The sequence below is a fragment of the Oligoflexus sp. genome (genome assembly GCF_035712445.1).
Lineage (GTDB): Bacteria > Bdellovibrionota_B > Oligoflexia > Oligoflexales > Oligoflexaceae > Oligoflexus.
The window spans coordinates 1-19,375 of the sequence record NZ_DASTAT010000139.1 but is presented as its reverse complement, the minus strand read 5'-3'; the positions used below and the strand labels follow the sequence as shown (position 1 = coordinate 19,375).

General features: G+C 55.2%; 12 protein-coding genes. 5 read left to right on the top strand and 7 right to left on the bottom strand.

The features are described from left to right. Positions 1-278: 278 nt before the first annotated feature. Entirely contained in the window at positions 279-3,503 is a 3,225-nt protein-coding gene (locus VFO10_RS28845) for a bifunctional cytochrome P450/NADPH--P450 reductase (RefSeq protein ID WP_325145491.1), read from the bottom strand. 135 nt (positions 3,504-3,638) lie between these two features. Between VFO10_RS28845 and VFO10_RS28840 the strand changes: the two genes are divergently transcribed. Next, entirely contained in the window at positions 3,639-5,498 is a 1,860-nt protein-coding gene (locus VFO10_RS28840) for a glycoside hydrolase family 36 protein (RefSeq protein WP_325145490.1), read from the top strand. Positions 5,499-5,537: 39 nt separating this feature from the next. Here the strand turns inward: VFO10_RS28840 and VFO10_RS28835 are convergent, their stop codons facing one another. The 3 genes from VFO10_RS28835 to VFO10_RS28825 all read right to left on the bottom strand — a co-directional run bounded on the left by VFO10_RS28835 (position 5,538) and on the right by VFO10_RS28825 (position 11,751). Beyond that, positions 5,538-7,550: an ATP-binding protein gene (locus tag VFO10_RS28835; protein WP_325145489.1), complete on the bottom strand. Its 2,013-nt coding sequence runs from the start codon at positions 7,548-7,550 to the stop codon at positions 5,538-5,540. Then, entirely contained in the window at positions 7,547-8,713 is a 1,167-nt protein-coding gene (locus tag VFO10_RS28830) for a tetratricopeptide repeat protein (RefSeq protein ID WP_325145488.1), read from the bottom strand. The genes VFO10_RS28835 and VFO10_RS28830 overlap by 4 nt, the downstream gene beginning before the upstream one ends. Before the next feature lie 134 nt (positions 8,714-8,847). Further along, the gene (locus tag VFO10_RS28825) at positions 8,848-11,751 is read right to left on the bottom strand and encodes an SNF2-related protein (RefSeq protein ID WP_325145487.1); all 2,904 of its coding nucleotides are present in this window, start codon (positions 11,749-11,751) and stop codon (positions 8,848-8,850) included. Positions 11,752-11,815: 64 nt separating this feature from the next. Here VFO10_RS28825 and VFO10_RS28820 point away from each other — a divergent pair, with 64 nt between their 5' ends. Then, positions 11,816-12,163 carry a hypothetical protein gene (locus VFO10_RS28820; protein WP_325145486.1) on the top strand — a complete coding sequence of 116 codons (348 nt, stop codon included), beginning with the start codon at positions 11,816-11,818 and terminating at the stop codon, positions 12,161-12,163. Here VFO10_RS28820 and VFO10_RS28815 read toward each other — a convergent pair. Next, a complete protein-coding gene (locus tag VFO10_RS28815; protein ID WP_325145485.1) occupies positions 12,160-12,972 on the bottom strand; it encodes a J domain-containing protein in 813 nt (270 codons plus the stop codon). The two genes, VFO10_RS28820 and VFO10_RS28815, sit on opposite strands and share 4 nt — an antisense overlap. A gap of 203 nt (positions 12,973-13,175) precedes the next feature. Between VFO10_RS28815 and VFO10_RS28810 the strand changes: the two genes are divergently transcribed. The 3 genes from VFO10_RS28810 to VFO10_RS28800 all read left to right on the top strand — a co-directional run bounded on the left by VFO10_RS28810 (position 13,176) and on the right by VFO10_RS28800 (position 15,704). Beyond that, a complete protein-coding gene (locus VFO10_RS28810) occupies positions 13,176-14,441 on the top strand; it encodes a pitrilysin family protein (protein WP_325145484.1) in 1,266 nt (421 codons plus the stop codon). 34 nt (positions 14,442-14,475) lie between these two features. Then, positions 14,476-15,123 (top strand): response regulator, encoded by a 648-nt coding sequence (locus VFO10_RS28805; protein WP_325145483.1) that lies wholly within the window; start codon positions 14,476-14,478, stop codon positions 15,121-15,123. A 293-nt stretch (positions 15,124-15,416) separates the two neighbouring features. Continuing rightward, the gene (locus VFO10_RS28800) at positions 15,417-15,704 is read left to right on the top strand and encodes an RNA-binding protein (RefSeq protein ID WP_325145482.1); all 288 of its coding nucleotides are present in this window, start codon (positions 15,417-15,419) and stop codon (positions 15,702-15,704) included. A gap of 75 nt (positions 15,705-15,779) precedes the next feature. On the opposite strand, the gene VFO10_RS28795 is transcribed toward VFO10_RS28800, so the two are convergent. Both VFO10_RS28795 and VFO10_RS28790 read right to left on the bottom strand, forming a co-directional pair. After that, entirely contained in the window at positions 15,780-17,135 is a 1,356-nt protein-coding gene (locus VFO10_RS28795; protein ID WP_325145481.1) for a glycoside hydrolase family 125 protein, read from the bottom strand. A gap of 8 nt (positions 17,136-17,143) precedes the next feature. Continuing rightward, on the bottom strand, positions 17,144-19,375 hold a 2,232-nt coding region (locus VFO10_RS28790), incomplete at its 5' end, for a DUF5060 domain-containing protein (RefSeq protein WP_325145480.1).

Sequence of the window (19,375 nt, the reverse complement as noted above, 5' to 3'; positions counted from 1 at the left end):
ACAATGAGGCTCCAAAAAGATGCTATCCGTATGGGAGGATTACACAGTAACTCGTGCCGATTTATCTGTAAAAATGCGTGCGCTCTGGCTGTGACCACAATGCTCTGACTTCATCGAAGAATCATGTGGCAAGGAGGGATTGAGAGCAGTGCGGTAGTTTAACTAAAACTCCCGCTAACTGCCTCAATCAGCTATGAGCTTTGAAATTCCTACAGCTCTCGGTTCCAGCTTGGCTGATCGCTTACCCGACTAAAATTGAAGCGGACAACAATCAGGGCTCAAAGCTTTTTTTGTCCAAAGACATCAACAAGATAACGATGCGCCTCCTCCAGCTTCCGCATCCAATTCTCGGAGGCCTCCGGGCTGGACTTGGTCTTTTCGGCATGCATCCGCAGAAAGGTGGCGCGGACATCTGGAGCCATGTGCAGGCCATCACCGCAGACATAAATCACAGCGTTTTTCTCGATCAGTTCCCAGACTGAGTCGCGCTGCTCCCAGATGCGATCCTGCACATAACGGAATCCACTTTTCGCATCATGGGAAAACGCCAGCTGAAGATTGACGAGGCCTTCTTGGTGAAAGCCTTCCATTTCGCTTTGATAGATAAAATCCTGCTCGGCACGGCGGCAGCCAAAGAAAAGGAAGGCAGGGCCCAGGCTTCGCCCCTGATTTTTCAGCGCCCGACGTTCCTGCAGAAAACCGCGGAAAGGCGCGAAACCTGTGCCGGGTCCGACCATGATGATGGGCTTTTGCGGATCGTCCGAAAGTGTGAAAGGCTGGGTAGGGGCTTTCACAAAGGCAAAGATCACATCACCCGGCTCACGACTTTGCAGGTAGGATGAGCACACGCCTTTAAAGGTTCCATTCTGAGCCAGGGAAGGAGCCGCAATCACGCCGACTGTCAGGGAGACAGTTTTCGGCTGCATCAAGGGTGAAGACGAAATCGAATAGTAACGCGGCCGAATCGGAGCGGCCATATCCAAAAACGCGTCCAAAGGCAGATGACAGGTCGGGAAAGCCGTAAGGACATCATAGATGGACCGACGTTTGTTCAAAACTTCCTTTTGATAGAGTTCGTTTCCGGCATCGCTGTCCTGAGCCCAGGCCAGAAGAGTTTGCCGCTCCGACTGCAGAAGACAGCAGCTGGCCATCGTTTCGAGGTGACGGCGCGTTACCACCTCCTGCAGTTCGATATACTCACGCAGGATTTTGCCCAGAGCCACCGGCCGGCCTGTGGGAAGGAAGCCGCCATCATTCTGCGACTGTTCCAGGGTCACCAGTGTATCGGTCGCATAACCGAGTCGCAGGGCCACAGCCTCGACCACATGTTCACGATTGTGGGCAAAGACACCGAGATGATCCCCGACGCGATAGCTGATGCCTTCAGGCAGCTGCAGTTCGATGTGCCGCGTGGAACGTTCCGCGCCGCCATCATCAGCCACTTTTTGCAGTTCATGATTGGCCGTTACCCGGAAGGATTTCGCCTGGTAGCTGGCATGCAGGGGACGCAGCGGCGAATGCTGCACGACCTGCACCTGATAGCGGCGGGAGCTGGGCCTTGTGACTATGCGGGCTGGAAGTTCCATTTCGAGTTCTTCAAATGTTTCCTTCCAGAAATTTCGCGTGAACTGCTCGCAGCCATTTTCAAAGTCAGCGTTCGCATCCGCTTCACCGGCCTTCAAAATCCGAATGCCCCCGCGCTCGGCAAGAACGCGATCAATTTCCCTTGGAAAGGCCTGAAAGGTTTTCCACTGAGTATTGCCGCAACCCAGGACCGCGAAGCGAAGCCCATCGGCGCGGAAAGTCTCTGATTTTATCCAGGTCGCAAACCGAAGGGCATTGTCGGGTGGCATCCCGTTATAGGTCGCTGTCACGATCAGAACAATGCCGGAATTCGGCAGCGCATTGACGGCTTCATCCAGCGCGGCCACACGGGAAACAAAGCCCAGGCGTCGACCCTGTTCACCGAGCCTATGGGCCAGCTCTTCACTGCTTCCCATATTCGATCCATAATAAATCGCGAGGGCAGTTCCATGCCGCGGCAGGGGCGTTTCCATTTCGTCTTTGACCACGGGCGCCGGACGATCCTCGGGCTTTAAAGCCACGGGCGGCCGATGCAGCGGAAGTCGCAGCAGGGCTTTGATGCGAAAGTCAGCGGGCTTGAGGGTCACCGTTTCCTTGATCTTCAGCTGATAGTCGGGTTCGCCTTTGATTTCGAAATGCTTCAGAATCAGAGCCAGGGCCACGGTGGCTTCGACCATCGCAAAATGCTGACCGATGCATGAGCGCGCCCCGGTTCCAAAGGGACGCCAGGCGTATTCCGGTATTTTATCCTCGGCACCCGCTGCGAAACGTTCGGGATCAAAGACTTCAGGATCCTTCCAGACGGCCGGATCCCGATGCAGGGACGGAAGAAGGACTAGAACCTCCTCGCCCTTTTTGATTTCGTAGCGGCCACCGATGATGGTGTCTTCATAGGGCGTGCGGGCGAAAGCCGGTGCGGTGGGCCAGAGCCTAAGCGTTTCCCGCAGCACGCGATTCAGATATTTCAGTTCGCCGACGTCCTTGAAGCTTGGCCGATAATCCGGATCACGTCCCAGAACACGATCCACCTCCTCGACGGCTTTGGACATGACCTCGGGATGGCTGACCAGGAAGTAGGTGGCAAACGAGAGAAGACCACTCGTGGTTTCATGGCCGGCGATCAAAAATGTGATGAGCTGATAGCGGATGTTCTCGAAATCGAGCTTTTCACCGGATTTTTTATCCACACCATTCAGCATCAAAGACAGAAAGTCGACCTTGTCCTTGAACTTATCGATATTCTTATGCCGTTCCGCGAGCAGCTCATCCACGACGCGAAACATAAGATCACGCCCGGCATTGAATTGCCGATCGGCTCTTTTATCCAGGGCTTTTTGCAGCTTGGTGCGCTTCAACCGCGCCTGGGAATCCTGCAGGCCCAGGAGCATCGCATCCAAAAAAGGATGGAGCTGTTCCGACGCGAACGATCGAAAGCGATAATCAAAACCACAGAGCGCGATGGTGTCGAGCGTCATACGGGTGAAGTCGCCCGAGACGTCGATCCCGCGCTCCCCGACCACCTGCCATTTTTGAAGGAGCTGCTCGGCGACTTCGATCATCTTCGGCAGATATTCTTTCATCTGCTTCAGACCAAAGCCGGGCAGGAGTATATTATGGGCCTTGCTCCAGTTGGGCTCACCTGGAAGGGCTGTGAACAGGCCATCACCCGCAAAACGCCGAATTTCGATCAGAAGGCCATGCGTGGCTTTATGAAAGCGCTTTTCATCGCAGAGTTCCTTGACCAGCTCATGACTGCTCACCACATAAAAGCGCGTGCCGGGGATCACCAGCTCATAGATGGGGCTATACTGCCTGGCGAGAGCCACCAGCTCCTGGACGATGGTGTCACCAAAAACCTGAGGCAGGTTACCGATAATGGGGAGACGCGGAGGATGTGGGATCGGATGCACAGCCGTCATAAGCGTTATCCTCGTCATGATGATGGAAAGGATATCCTACCATAAGCATGAATTCTTTGCTCGCCAGCGGTACGAAATGGAAGCTTTCTTCAAGACGGTTTATAAGGTTAGGAACACTTCAATGAGGGGGACCTCATGACCAAATTTCTATGGACGTTGACGCTGGTCAGCGGACTGGCTCAGGGCTCGACTTCGCTGGTTTTCGAGGATCAGCGGGTACGAATGAATGATTTTACCCGGGGGCTTGACCTGGAACTCACTCCCGTTATGCGTGGGGAAGGGGGAAACTGGATCCCTGCGGAATCCTGCTCGGTGAGCGAACAGATCCAGATCTGCGACTTTCCCGGACGGGGACGCATGACCCTGAGCACGCTGGGAACACAGCTTGCGCTTTCCTTTCAGGCTGCCGGGGATACTGAATTTCAAGGCTTTGGTTTGCAGGGAAGCCTCAGGATTCCAGGCGTTCGAGGCTGGCTCTCGCAAGGATTTCAGTCCTGGTCGCAGACTGGAATCATTCAGCTGGCTGCGGAACCCTCGGCCGTGAAACTGCAGGAGGCCCTACAAAAAACGGGTGAGGATGAAGTTTATCGAAGGGGCAAGGAACTGTCCTGGTGGATGAGTTACATCGGCAGCGATCAGGCCAGTTTTCTGGCCGGTGCGACGACCGCGGCGCGACTCAAGTCCTATGTGCAGTTTTTTCAAAGCGGGCCTGATGTCTATGGCGTGAAGCTGATCAGCGGCGCCGGTGAAAAGCTGCGGCTCAAGGCAGGGGAGGGGATTCAGGAAAACTGGTTCCTGGGGCTCGGGCCGGATCTTCAGAAGCATCTGGACGCTTATGCGGCGTCTTTGGAAACACGCCGCAAGGAATTCAGAAGGGCGCCTTTGATCGGTTGGAATTCATGGTATGACCTTTGGGATGATGTGACCGAAAAGGATTTCCTTGCGAATATTCAGCCCGTGCAAAAATTCTGGAGCCCGCGCCGGCCCGATGCGCAGCTGACTCTCACTTTGGATGATGGCTGGCAGAAGGAGTGGGGAGATTGGGAGCCGAATGCAAAATTTCCTTCGGGTGTGAAGGGGCTCGTGCAAACCCTCAAGGCCGCGGATATGCATATGGGCCTTTGGATTGCGCCTTTGCTTGCAAACCCTGCGAGTGAAATCGCCCGTCTTCATCCCACGTGGTTTGTTAAAGACGCTGTGTATCGAAATCCCAAAGGCGTTGATCTTTTGGTTTTGGATGTATCGCAGCCTGTGGTGGCGGCACATCTGCAGGATACCATTCAACGCCTGGTAGGCTTCGGTGTTGAAACGCTCAAGATTGACTTCCTGTTTGCAGGCGCTTTGGAAGGCAAACGCGCCCAGTCCTGGACAGGCATGCAGGCTTATCACGAGGCTCTGCGTTTGATTCGTGAGGCGGCTGGTGATGATATTCTTCTGCTCGCGGTCGGGGCGCCTCCGCTTGCCACGCTGGAATACGCCGATGCCTGGCGTGTCGGTGGTGATATCGCATTCAAACCAGCGTTCCTTGGGCTGCCGCGACCGGCTCCCAGTTTCATTGCGAACCAGGCGCGTTCGGTTGCAGGACGCCAGGCCTATTGCCAGGTGACTCTGTGTGATGCGGATCCTGCGCTTTTACGGGCTCTATCTCGCGATGAGGTCGAGGCCGGGGCCTGGGTGGCGGCCGCGACGGGTGGGGCTATGGTGGTATCCGATCATCTGCCGCGTCTGGATTCTGAACGTTGGGGCTGGGGTTATACGGGGCCGCAGGTTCAGAATGGACTTTCCAGTCAGCCTGCGCGGCTCGCCAGCTATTTTCCCGCGGAAATTCCTGCTGAATTGAATAACATGAAAGACAGGCTTTTTACCGCCGAACAGAAAGTTCCCGAGCTTTGGCTTATGCCGGATGGAACACGGGTCTTTATGAATTTTGGCAATGGCAAGAAAACGGTGGAAGGGGTCACGGTTCCCAAAAACGCTGCGCGCATCCTGCCGTGATTATCAGGCAGTTTTACCGCTTTGATGCTGCCGTAATCATCACGCAGCTTTACCGCTTTGATCCTGCAGGGACACACCGGGAATGCGCAGAGTAAAACAGGTGCCTGATCCCGGTTTGGTGGCAATGGTGATCGAACCGTCCAACTTTTCCACTTCGGCCTTGACCGCAGACATGCCGACGCCTCGGCCCGAGGTCTGCGATATCTCGGTCGAGGTGGAAAATCCATCCAGGAAAATAAGAGCGTGAATCTGATCCCTGTTCAATCTTTGCAGCTGCAGCTCGGGCAAAAGATTTTTCTTGCGCGCGACTTCCAGGATGCGATCAGCGTGAATACCGGCCCCATCATCTTCGATCACGATTTTCAAGCCGAAGCCCTCATCCGGCCCCATGCTGAGCCTAAGGATCCCGCGGGCAGGCTTCCCAGCGGCCACACGATCATCAGGCGATTTAATGCCATGATCGCAGGCGTTGTTGACAAGGTGCACCAGGCTTCGGAAAAGAGGCGAAAGTGATTCGATATCGGTGCGCCAGCCGTCGCCGATTATTGTAAAGTCGATATCCCGGCCCAGCTTTTTCGCAACCCGATGCACACTGTTATGAAGCGGTGCGGTCAGAATGCTGAGGGGGCGGCTGCGAAGGCCTTCCAGTTCCTTGATGAGAACCTTGCGCGTGCCACTTTCCACATCCCGCGCCAGAGTCAGAAGGCCCTGCAGCTGCTCGCCGGTCATGGTATAAATATCCTGGCGCGATTCCTGGTAATCCATGTCCAGAATTTTCTGATGCCGCTGCAGAAAACGCTGCATCTGCTCTTCAATATCGGTGGCGGCTTTTTGAATGAAAGCAAAGAACGCCGCATCACTCGATTTCTTCTGAGCCACCATCGTTTCCATGGCATGGATGCGCTTTTGCAGGAAATCGAGATTATAGACCCCGCTGTTGCCTTTGATGGTATGAAGGACGCGCATGCAGGTTTCACGCTGTTTGGAGCTGCGCAGCGTCTGCAGGTCATTTTTAAAATCAGCGAGGAATTCCAGGAATGCATCCCGGTTCTGCAGTATGGAAAAGAGGCAGTTCGAGGTATCGAGCTGTTTCTGATAGGCCTGCTGCTGAAGCACGGTTTCCGTAACATCGGCAGCGACCACGATCACGCGATCGGGTTTATTCTGTGCATCGCGGATCAGAGTGTAGGCAAGGTCAAGGCTGCGATTCTTCACCGTCATGACCTGCCGCGGCAACATGCGCAGCGTGACATCGGTGGGCATGAAGTCTTCGAACAGCTGCTCCAGGGACATGCGCAGAAATTCTTCCTTCTCATCACGGAAGCCAAGGGTTTTGCCCAGGGGCTTTCGTCCTGGATCGCGACCGAAGAGGACGCGGCAGGATGCGGATGTGGTCGGTGCAATGGTCAGATCTTTTTTGATGATGAAAAAGGCTTCCCTCAGGTTATCCAGGATCTCTTTATTCTGCTTCAGGATCGTCGCCAGTTCCTGGGCGAACTCCTTCTGGGTTTCGGCATTGATGCGGGAATTGATTTCGGACTTCAACTTTTCCTTGGAATGTCGCAGCGACTGCATGGTGTCGACGACTTCCTTGTTCTTGGTTTCCAGAAAGCGCGTGGCTTCCGCCATCCGATGCAGGGTGCGGAGCTTCGCCAGCAAAAGTTCGGGCAAGGTGCTGACGCTGATGTAGTCGGAGACGCCTGTTTCATAGGCGGCGACCATGAATTCCGCGTCCATGTTGCTGCTGATGGCCACGATCGGAATCAAGGGCCTGATCTGGCGGATGGAATTGATGAGTTTCAGATCCTTGAACCCTTCCAGAATGCGGCACTCCAAAAGTACGATATCTGCATCCTCCAGAAAGATGCGGACATCGTCTTCGTAGTGAGCCGCCGTCACCTGGATGGTCGGATTCTGCGCTTGAAAGGTCTGGACGAGGTCCCGCGCGCCGCGATCGGTCACCGCCACCAGACGCAGCTCATAGTCCGTCCCGCCGCTTCCGAGCAGGTCGTTCAGAATATCATCATCCAGGGCCGATCCAAATTCGCTCATGCTGCCGGATTCCTTTTGCGCAGTTCATCCAGCTTCTCGCGCGCCTTGGGAAAGTTGGGAGAATACTGAAGGCAGAATTCCAGATAGCGGGCCGCTTCATCATTCCGCTTCATCTGGATCGAACACATCGCAAGGTTGAAGTAGACGCGTGAATCGGTGGGATTCAGGCGCAGGGCCTGTTCATACGATTCAATCGCCCGGGTATGATCGCCCAGCTTTTTAAAGCAGACGCCGCGAAGGTTATAGATCTCGTTGGTCATGCCGAACGAGCTTTCATGCTGCTGAGTATAATCCAGCGCGCCTTCCATATCGCCTTCATTGTAACGATCCTTGCCCAGGCACAGCAGAAATTCCGGTCGTTCGATTCCAGCCCGCATGGCCGCGTGGCACAAGGGAGCCGCGCTGCGGAACTGCTGAAAGTCCATCAGGAGTTTGATGGCCTTGGTGTAATAGAAACCGTTCGGCACCTGGTCCAGGATTTTTTTCAAAAGATCAAAGGCCCGGTCCGACTCGTTTTTCTGCAGATGAATCTTCGCCTGCAGGAGCGAGCGCGCCGGGGAATCCTCATCACTGCGCGAGAGTTCCTCGATCACCCTGTCCGCCTGGGCTGCCTGCTTATCCTGCAGAAAGGCCTGGGCGAGGCCCATCGAGCTTCGCGCGCTGTTTTTGGTCAGGCCGCGCAGCTCGGAGTAAAGTTCGATCGCTTCCTTCGATTTATTGTTCAGGAGCGAATCCTTGGCTTTGGTGTACTTGTTTTCCACCGTGCCCGAGGTGTTGAAAAGGGAAAGCGTCGAATGGATCGTGAAATCGAGGTCTGAAGGCTGCACAGGGAACTGCAGATACTTGATCAGGCCATAGCGTTTCAGGACATCATCGCTTTCCGGCTGGGCATCCTTGCCAAAGAGGATCACGGGGATGTTGGGAATACGGTCCGAGGTTTTGATTTCCTTGATCAGGAGCCAGCCGGAGATAAAACGGATGTTCTGATCGCAGATCAAAAAGCCAAAGCTCTGTTCGGTCATCTTCTGCAGGGCTTCGATGCCGTTATCCATCAGATGGATTTTATTCAGTTCCAGTTTTTTGAGCGCTTTCAGGATTGTTTCCGCATGATCCTTGTGCGCCGACAGCACCAGAACGCTGAGGTCTTTATCATAGTTTCCCAAGGTGAAACCACTCCTCTGTCATGGCCGGAAAGAGCTGGGCCTTGCCTGAGATATCGGCGGATTACGGTAGGGAGTTGACCCCTTTGGATAAGGGGGCGCCTGGTTTTTTGATAAAACCAGGCTGTTTTGCGTGCTCAAGCGAGAAGTTCCAGAAGCTCGTTGCGGGACAGGGACGGAATCGCCGCTCCTTCGCCGACCGCAGCGGCCGCCAGGGCGCGCTTTGCAGCCTGCAGCTCCAGTATTTTTTCCTCGACGCTATCCAGGGCCACGATGGGATGAATCATGACCGTGCGGTCCTGCCCAATGCGATGCGCGCGATCCGCAGCCTGATCCTGCGCCGCAGGGTTCCACCAGGGATCGAGGATGAACACATGATCGGCCTGGGTCAGGTTCAGACCCACGCCTCCGGCTTTCAGCGACATGATCAGGACCGGAGGACCATCGGGATTTTGAAAGGCATCGACCACGGCCTGGCGATCGTTCGTGCTGCCGTCCAATCGAAGATAGCGCATGCCCGCTGTTTGCAGGATCGGTTCCAAAAGATCGAGAAGGCTGGTCCACTGCGAGAAGACCAAAGCCTTGTGTCCCTCTGCCAGAGCCACCTCCAGACTTTCCATCAAAACGGTGAGTTTCGAGGAATGCGGTGCAGACTGCTGAGGCAGCAGCGCGGGATGACAGCAGGCCTGCCGCATTCTGAGCAGAGCTTCGAGGGCCTCGATCACCGAGCCGCCCGCCTGAAGTTTCTCGACCACATCACGGCGCGTGGCCGCCTGCAGTGCGGAATAAAGCTCACGTTCTTCCGGCCAGAGTTCGGCATACAAAACTTTTTCGATGCGCGGTGGCAACTCAGGGGCCACATCACGCTTGAGACGCCTTAAAATAAAGGGTTTTATGATCTGTCTCAAACGGTCTGCCACGGCCTCCTGACCATCCTCGATAGGCCGACTGAAGCGTTCCCGGAAATCCTTGCGCCCTCCCAGCAGGCCTGGATTCAGGAATGCAAAAAGACTCCAAAGATCATCCAGACGATTTTCCACAGGAGTTCCCGACAGCGCGAGCCGAAACTTTCCCTGCAGTTTTTGAACAGCCTGAGCGATGCGACTCTCGGGATTTTTGATGGTCTGCGCCTCATCGAGCACGAGGGTATTCCAGGTGATGCCGGCAAAGCGTTCCTCTTCGCTTCGGACCAGTCCGTAACTCGTCAGCACGACATTCGCAGACGGATTCCATTGCCTTTGCGGACCGTGATAGATCACAACCCGCAGATCAGGGCGGAAGCGTTCCAGCTCACGTTTCCAATTGGGCAGAACGCTGGTCGGCGCGATGATCAGATTGCCTTCCGGCGAAAGAGTGGCAATCGCCTGAACGGTTTTCCCAAGACCCATGTCATCGGCCAGGAGAGCCCCGAGTTCCAAAGCTTTCAGATGCTGAAGCCAGGCCACGCCCTGCTTCTGATAGGCCCTGAGTTCGGCTTTGAAATGCGGCGGCAAACGAACATCAGCCTTATGAAAATCAAAGTGCCTGAGTCGCCGGAACGCGGCCAGGTCGGGAGGACTGGCTTTACCTTGCTCTTCGAAGAGTTGTATGACCTGGGGCAGGGCCGCTTTGGGGAGCGACTCCTTGTTTTCCTGGGCCAAAAGAAGATCCAGGACCATTTTTCCAAAACGTGCGAACCAATCCTGGGGCAGTTCCGCAAAACCACCATCCAGCAGCGGAACCAGACTTTCCCCGCGCTCCCAGGCTTTCAGAGCCGCCGCTCCATCCACCTGATTTTTTCCGGGCGAAGCTTCCAATTCCATATCCAGTTCAAGGCGCCCATTCCGCCAGCTCACATCCGCTTTCAAGCGCCCCATTTTACGGAAATGACGGAATCCATCGCCGCTGATCGCACCATCCCAATTCTTGAAATGTTCGACCATGCGAATGGCTTCAGGCGCTGCATAGAGTCGGCCCTGATAAAGTTCCATACCCCATTGCCGCCAAAGATCATCCTTGAGTTTTCGTTCCCGATCCGGATTGCGAATGGGAACCTCGGAGCCGGTCGGACGGAAAACGCCATCACGAATGCGCGCTATCGGAGGATCGCCATAGACGAGGCCAGGCTGCAGCCAGAGTTCGTGGCCACGCGCCTCCAGATAGAGATCGAGCCTTGCCTCGGCATCGACGAACTTCGGCATATTGCTGGCGGTATTTTCAATGCGAAAGCGCCGTTCCCATTTGGGAAGCGTTTCACTCGAAAATTTTTCAAGATCACGCAGGGGAACATGAAAGCCATTGACCAGCATCTGCCGCTCTTCCGGATCCAGCTGGATTTCAGCCTGGGGATGCAGGCCTTCGGCGCTCAGCACCGCGCCGTTGCTGAAGGTTTCGATGATGCGCGCATCCCTTTTTCCCAGGACATGAATGCCGATGCCCTCGTCCCGAATGGCAATCACAAGGCCCAGAGGCTCGCGTTTCACAGCACAGGGTTGACCATCAAGCGTGACCTCCGCCTCGATCAGCAGTGGCAGAATCCGCGCGAAGGTCGCTGCCTGCAGTCGGCCACGGCGATCGCCTTGCAGAGCGGATTCCACGGCAAGGTCAACCTTGGTGGGCGTGACCGGAACACTGGTCACGCGACCGGTGGAAATGCTGGTCAGAGGCGTTGTGAGCAGCTGCAGCTGACCGTCGAGATTGATCACGCGCTCAAAATGCAGAGCCCCGTGATCGCGCGTCAGCGCATGCACGATGGTGCCGGCCGCTGTTTTCGATTTGGGCAGCTCCTGACCCTGCTCGTGCGCTCTCTTGAGCGCGATGATCGCTGCGGCCACATGCGGACAGGGATCAACCTTGCAGGCACAGTCGCGGTTCCAATCCAGGTCATCAGGAAGAAGAGTGATGACGGCGCTGACTCCGGTCTTGCGATCGAGCACGCGCAAAATAATTTCTTCATCCGTGCTACGGTCACCCGTTACCGCGTCCTGTCGCGCAAGTTCCACGCCGCGTGACCAGGCGTCCTTGCTGGCATTTTCGCGTATCGCTTCAAACAGATCTTCCATAGCCCTCGGAACCTCAGTGTGTTATTATGGCTTTTAAATCAGCCCATCCTGGAGGTCTATAAAGATGCCTAACCGCGGAGTGTCTCGCAAGCCCTCGACATTGACGGTTCAGCTCGATGACACACTCCTGGCGCAGCTTGAACGTCAGGCGGCGCAGTATCTTATTTCGGTGGATGAGTTGGTGCGACGCGCTATCAAGGAAAGCCTCGCAGCGGAAAGCGCCAAGGCGCCGAAAAAATCCCGTCCGAGTGCCACCCGTCATGACGAAGCGCCCCTGGATGCCTTTTTGCCCGAAGGCGTGGATCCCTTTACCCCTGCGGATGTCGTCACGGGACTTGCGAGTAATTTTGAAGAGGTCCAGGCTCGTATGCGCTTTGCGGGTACGCCAGCGTTGCTAAGGGACCTCGGTTAAAGCGCCTCAAGATAAAGTTTCAGTCTTTGATAGTGCCGCTGGAGACGGACGAAGTTTTCCTCGGCGCCCCCGCGATCGGGATGATGAACCATGGAGAGCTGCAAAAATTTGCGGCGCAGTTCTGTAGCTCCCAAGGCGCGCAGATCCTTGGCCTCCTGAAATCCGAAGTATTCCAGGGCCGCACCCATATCCTCGGCTGCATAGGCTTCATAGCGCTTCCAAAAAGCGCCCATCATCTGCTCCAGATCCGCTTCTCCATACAGAGAAAAATTTTGCAGATCCGCGTAATAGCGAAACATGATCGCCTGTTGACTCGCAGCGGCCGCGGGAATCCAGAAAGCTTCGGCGGCATGGGCTGCGCAGAATATACCAGCGGTGGACTCATGACAGGACCAGAGCGAGATCGCATCAAAGGCCCGGCAGATTCCACGCGGCCTTGCACTCACATGAATTCCAAGCGGTGAAAAGCCAAAGATCGGCAGACTCTCCAGTCCCTGCATATGTTGCCAGCTGTCCAAAAGTTCCTGGCGGAGTCCATGATCGACGTCAGCATGATTCAGATGAAAGAGAAGCTGCAGTTCCGTCACGCGATAACGCAGCGCGAAGCTCAACGCGTGCATGCCCATCCATCCGGCCTGCATCGCATCCCGGTAAAGATCAGCCGGAATCAGTTTTTTTAAAAGCACCTGATCGGGAATCGCAGGCGGCCGGGCCAGGGGCAGATCCGAGCGCGGCCCCTCGGGTTTTTGATCGAGCAGAACCGCGAAAAGCTGGTCCGGATCCATCCACCTGAGGAGTGCTGTCAGCATAAGAATTTCTCCCGTTTATTCCGGAGATTGTAGCACAGGCCCGGGCCAGGGGATGGCATAAGACCTGCTCCATTATAAGCAGAATGCGCGCCTGCGGATGCTTGTGGAATGGAGCTTGGATGCTTAAGGTATTTAAATTATTAATGATTATGGTGGTATGGAGCCAGCTCCCGGCACCCCTTTTCGCTGACGAAGTTTCCGTCATGCGGCCAGTGACGAGCTATACGCTGCCTAACGGCCTGAAAGTTTTGCTCTATCCCGATGTCCGCGAACCCACTCTGACTGTCAATGTCGTCTACAAAACCGGCGCGAAACATGAAGGGCCTCGCGAATATGGAATGGCTCATCTTTTGGAGCACATGGCCTTTCAAAATACTCAAAATTTCCGTGATATCCCCCGTGAACTGGAACGCCGCGGCGCCCGCTTCAATGCCAACACCAACGCTGATCGCACCACCTATTACGAAACCCTGCCGGCCTCACCGCAGAATCTTGATTATGCTCTGGCCATGGAAGCTGATCGCATGAGCCTGGCTCTTTTAACGGAAAGCGCCCTGCAGCAGGAACTCGTGGCTGTGAAGAAAGAATGGGAGAACAGCGGCCGCTCGGGTTTTCAGCCCCTGCTTCAGGAGATGATGGCGATCGCCTATCCTCATCATCCCTATGGCCGTGATACCTTCGGTCTGGAGGCGGGCCTATTGCAGGCGCGCCTTGAGGATATTCAGGCTTTCTATCAAAGACGCTATCATCCTGGTCTCGCCGTATTGAGTATCGGCGGTGCCTTTGCGATCGAGGACGCGCAGCGCCTCATTGAAAAATATTTTGCTCCTCTTTTGAATCGGACTGCGACCCTTGATGAACGCGCGTTCGAGTTGAAGCCTCAGTTCAGCGAGAGAATGATCGTGATTCCCAAACCGGGCGGCCCATCCTATGTCGGCCTCATCTATCGCGCCATGCCGGGAGCGGATCCTTCCTTCGTCGCGGCTCAGGCTCTGGTGCATTGCCTCAGCAGCCACAGGGACAGTCCGCTTCAGAAGAAATTAATTCAGACGGGTTTGGCTCGGGAAGCTTTTGGATTCGTGCAGCAGTCGGTGGATGAAGGCTTCATCGTCTTCATGGCCAAACCCGGGCCGGGGCGTGATGCTCGCGACCTTCTTCAGCGCCTGGCGCGCCTTGTGGAATCATCCGCAGGAAGCTGCCAGGACAAGGATCTGCGTCGATTCCAGGCGGAGAACACGGCGGCCTGGGCCGATGTCAACCGCAATGTCCGCGCCTTCACCATGCAGCTGGGCGAATTCGAAGTGCTCGGCGATTGGCGCCTGATTCAGAAGGAACCCATACGGAGTCAGGAGCTTCGTTTGGAGCTAGTCAAAAATGTTGCACGCTGGCTGACGCCGCACAACCGGACGGCCGGTGTGCTTGATCCGAAGAGCAGTCACTCTCTCGCTGGACGCCGGGATCGGCCTTGACCTATAATCAAGGCAATCAGCTTTGGGTGTGAATATGATTAAAGGCCGCGTCCTGCTGCTCGATGATGACCGTGAGATTCTTGAAATCTGCCATGAAGTTCTCAGCGCTCAGGGCTTTGAAGTCAGTACCTTCGACGATCCCATGAAGGCGCTCAAGGCACTCATCGAAGGGCACAGGACCGATGTCATCATTACGGACTTTCGTATGCCTGGGATGAATGGTCTGCAGTTCCTGGAGCAGCTTAAACTCGAAGGTATCCTGACGCCAACGGTCATGTTCACAGGTGTCGCCGATAAGGAACTGGCCATCAAAGCCCTGAATGCGGGCTGCCATGCCCTGATCGAAAAACCGGTGCGCAATCAGGAGCTGATTCATTATGCCGAGCAGGCTATTGCCTATGGCCGCTGGGAAAACATCAGCGGACGTCTGATTCAGGAATGCCGCGATCTGATCCGCCTTTTGCGCAGTCTCTCGTCTGTTTATGAAACGCGCTTCACTCAGGCCGAGAACATGGTCTATCAAAACAAGAGCACGACGTCTTTAAAGCCTGTCGACATCCAGGGCTATCTGAAAAATATCGCGCAGGGCAGTTCCATCGAAGCGGAAATTGAGAATGCGACTGAACTCGTGGAGGCTTTGACACGCGAGCATCTTGAACTGCAGGCCAGGGTCCGCCGCTGATCAACCCGAGGCCTTCCTATTGGGGTTGTCGTCCTAAAAGGGGCAAACTTCAGTGGAACTTTGGCAAGATAGCGCCCTCCTTCTGAACAAAAATATTCGTCGTTCATTTTTTGCGATTGTTCTTTCGATGGAGCATGATAGAATAATAAGAAAGTAGCCTCGCACGTCTCTTCATGAAGGTAAAAGCAGCCCTTGTCTCTTTTCCCCTTGTCATTGCGAATGCCAGGTTTCCAGTGAAGCTGTTCTCGAACAGTGTTCGCTTTTTAAGACTCTTTTGTTAAGGTTTTGTCTGTATGAGTAAAAAGTTGTTCATCGGTGGCTTGAATTTCAGAACCAGTGAAGACGTTCTGCGGAGCGTGTTCGAAGCCATCGGCGAGGTTGAAGATGTGAAGATCGTCACGGATTACGAAACAGGCCGCTCCAAAGGTTTTGGTTTCGTGACGTTCGTGGATGCTGCGCACGCCAGCGAAGCCATCACTCAGTACGATGGTCAGGAAGTCGATGGCCGCCGGGTCAAGGTTTCCGAAGCGATCGACAACAGAAAGCGTGGTCCCCGCGACGCGCGTTCCGAAAGTTTTTGATCGAGAATAGTCGTGAGATTATGATCGTTTCAAATATTCAAGAGGCACAGGGTCAGTCCCTGTGCCTTTTCTCTTTCACGCCTTGAAACTCAAAAGCAGTTCGGGCTGCGTGCGGTAAAGGGTAACGATCAGCTCACCGAAGAGCGAGTTCGCCCAGCCGAACCAGGAACGCGTGAAATTCCCGGGCTGACCGCAGGCGAAGGATTCATGCATGAAGCCTGTTCCCGCATGGCTGCTCATCAGGATCCGCAGGGCTTTTTTGATCTCATCATCACGCTCACTGGTCAAAGCATACATCATCAAACTCAAAGGCCAGATGGCGCCAGTTCCGGTATGGGGGCTGCCTATGCCTTCGTGTTCCGGCCTTCTGTCCTCTCTTTCGCTCTGGAAAAAATAGGGATTGGCCCGACTCCAAAGCTTTTGCCTCGTACGCAGATACGTGGGATCATTCCGGGAAACATAGCCGAGGTAGGGGAGCGAGAGAAGACTCGGGATGTTGGCGTCATCCATAAAAACCCGGCTGCCATAGCCGTCCACCTCGTAAAAAAAGACCGGCCCGTCGCCGGCATCAGCCACAGCCCATTCATGAATCCCGGCACCCAACGTCGTCGCCAGCCGATTGCACGTTTCGGCAAGGTCCTCGACGCCCAGGATCTGAAGAAGTTCGGCCGCGTGCCGCAGGTTCACCACCATCATGGCATTGGATGGAATGAGATAAGGAAAAATGCAGGCATCATCCGAAGGGCGAAAGCCCGAAGCCACAAGACCACAGGGCCGCCCCGGGTTGCCCTGGCCGCTGAGGGGCAGGGTCTCGGTCGCGATATCGGACACCCTTTGAAAGCGATAATACTGACCCCGGTCCGCTCCCATCTGCTCTTCCGCTACCGTGCAGATGAGACGAACCGCCTTCACCCAGGCGGCATCGAAGACGGCTGTGCTGCCGGTATGATGCCAGTAGCCATAGGACAGACGCAGGAACGAGGCGAGACTATCGAGTTCCCACTTTCGTTCATGCACGCCCGGCTTCATGTCGGTCCTATCGCTTTGCCAGGGACTCATGCGCGCATCCTGATAGAAGGCGTTGGCATAGGGATCAATGTGAATGCAGTGCACCTGACGTCGAATCGTGCCCTGGACCAGACGGTCCAGGCCCTGGTCCTCTTTCATCAAAGGCAGATAAGGCCAGATCTGAGCGCAGGAATCCCGCAGCCACATGGCCAGGATATCCCCGGTGATGATGAAGGTGTCAGGACCCTCGGCATCAAAGAAAACTGTGGTGTCGAGGGTGTTGGGAAAGCAGTTTTCAAAGAGCCAGGCTAACTCCCCGTGCCCCAGAAAGTCCTTGATTTCCCGAATCAAATGCTCGACCGCCGGACTTTTGAAACAGCGCTGCGCTTCCGGCGGCCGACGGCTCGTAAAGGATTGTCCCATGCAAGGCCTCATTGGTTTTTATTCGAACGGATCAGTCTCGCCAGTGTTTGGCGAGGCCTGATCTTGAACGCGATATCATTGCTGAAGCGCGGCAGCTCGAAAGCCAGTCGGCCTCCGTCCGGCTCCAGCTTCGCCGTGTCGATGACCTTGCCCTGATAGGTGTCCCAGAATTCAAGGTCATAGAGCTGATCCTTGAAGTCGGGCAGAGCGATCTTCACATCCTGATAGGCCAGCTGCTCGGGCCTTCCTTTTGGGTTCATGCCCAGAGAATCGCACAGCCAGAACATGGAAAGATCGGGACTCTGAAGCCCGATCAAATCAAAATCATAGGTCTGATCCCCGACCGTCATGCGCAGTTTCTGGGCGAAGGGTACGAAGGGGTGCTGACGCCGGTCCACGCCTTGGGCGAAGCGAGCGAGACCCGCAAAGTGATAGTAAAGGTTATTCGGTTCAATATGGGAATCCCACCACCAGGGCATGGCGTTGCCGCTGGCGGGCTGCATGAACTGACTCCAAAGTCCCGCATGCAGAAAGACGCCGGTCTTATCCTGATCATCCCCGCCATTGGCCGCGTCGCTGCCGAATTCGCCTATGAAATACGGCTTTTTATACTGGCTGAGTTTGGTGTTGATGCGGGGCAGCTGCTTGACAACATTCTGCGCATAGATATGGTACTGCGAGAAGTCGATCACCGGCAGCTGATAGACATCGCCCATGGCGTCCCCACCATAACTGGTGGTGGTAAGATGCTGATAGGGATCGAGCTGTTTCACATAGCTGGCCATTTCCAGATGCCAGGCGTTGACGTTCCGCTCATTGAAATTATCAGTGAAGCTCACTTCGTTGAAAAATTCCCAGGCCATCACACGGGGGCTCGCGGCCCATCGGGCTATGATATAGCGCAGACGTTTTTTATAAACAACCTTGGCCTCGGGGTTGGTGAAAAATTCATCAGGACTGGCTAAAAATCCGCCGTTGATCACATTGTAGGGATTGTTCGACCATTCCGGATTCACCTTGCTGCTGTAGGCTCCATGGAAATCAAAGACCAGCTGCAGGTAAAGGTCATGGGTGTCCGCCTTCTCCAAAAGCTCATCGAGTTTTTGTGCCCGCTCCAAATTATAAGCGCCAAGCCCCTGGAATTGGCCCATAGGTTTCCATTCAATGCCAAAGCTCCAGTTCGTCATCCAGATCCGGGCCCAGTTCTCGCCGTGCGTCGCCATCCGCTCAAAGTAGCGATCGTAATCCTGGAAGGGAAGCCAAGCGACGTTCTGCCCGATCGGATAATAAAAGCGTCCAGAATCAAAACTGAAGTACTGGGGAGATTTCGGATCCACCCGAATAAAGCCATCGTCCCTGCCGGTCTCGGCCCGGAAGCTGAAGATCTCGCTTTGAACAAATTGCCCACGGTTTTTAACCGAGACGCGATAGCTCCATTCGCCCGGCTCGGTCGGCGTGAAGCGAATTTTCCAGACAGCATCACGCACCGGCTCGACGCCTGTGACGGTGCCTGCATAAAGAAAGCCTGGTATTTCCATGGTCCGTCCCCGGGGTGAAGTGAAGGTGGCCTTCAGGTCCAGCTCGTTCGGATCATAGGGATCAAGAACAGCTGCATTCATATCCACAGTCCATTCCCAGGGTCTATAGACCTGGGCCACGCCGTCCGGCCTGATGATTTTTTGAAAGCGAAGGATGGGCTGAAGGGGTGGATGGCCTTTGGCCTTTTTAAAATTCAGTTCAGGTCTTGACTGGGCCCTGATGTGGTCGAGATAAATACTGCCGGGTTCATTCAGCTCCCGATGAAAGCTCAGAATCAAAGAGCCGATCGCCATGTCAGGCTTTAAGGGAATGTGGCCCTGTTCAGAATCCCAGGCCGTAAAACTCCCGTCCAGAAGCGGCAGCTGGATATTGCGATTCCAGCCAGGCTGCAGGACGATGGACGTGCGTTCATAAGTGCGGTCGGCATCAATTCCTGCGTGAAGGCGCAGCGGCGCTGTGGTCTCCACAAAAATATCGAAGGTAAAATCCTGATAGTCGCTGGCCTTTCCCAGAAGGGAGCGACGCAGAACGATGCCTCGCGGATGAGGCTCCCCCCCGGCTTTTTCAAACTGCAGGCGCAACGACTTCTTTCCGTGCGAAACATGCTGCGTATCGGCGCTGAGAGTGCCGCCATCCCCCCATTCCTTGACCTCCCATGGCAGGCCGCTTTCAAAATCATCAAGAATCAACCCGGGCTCCGC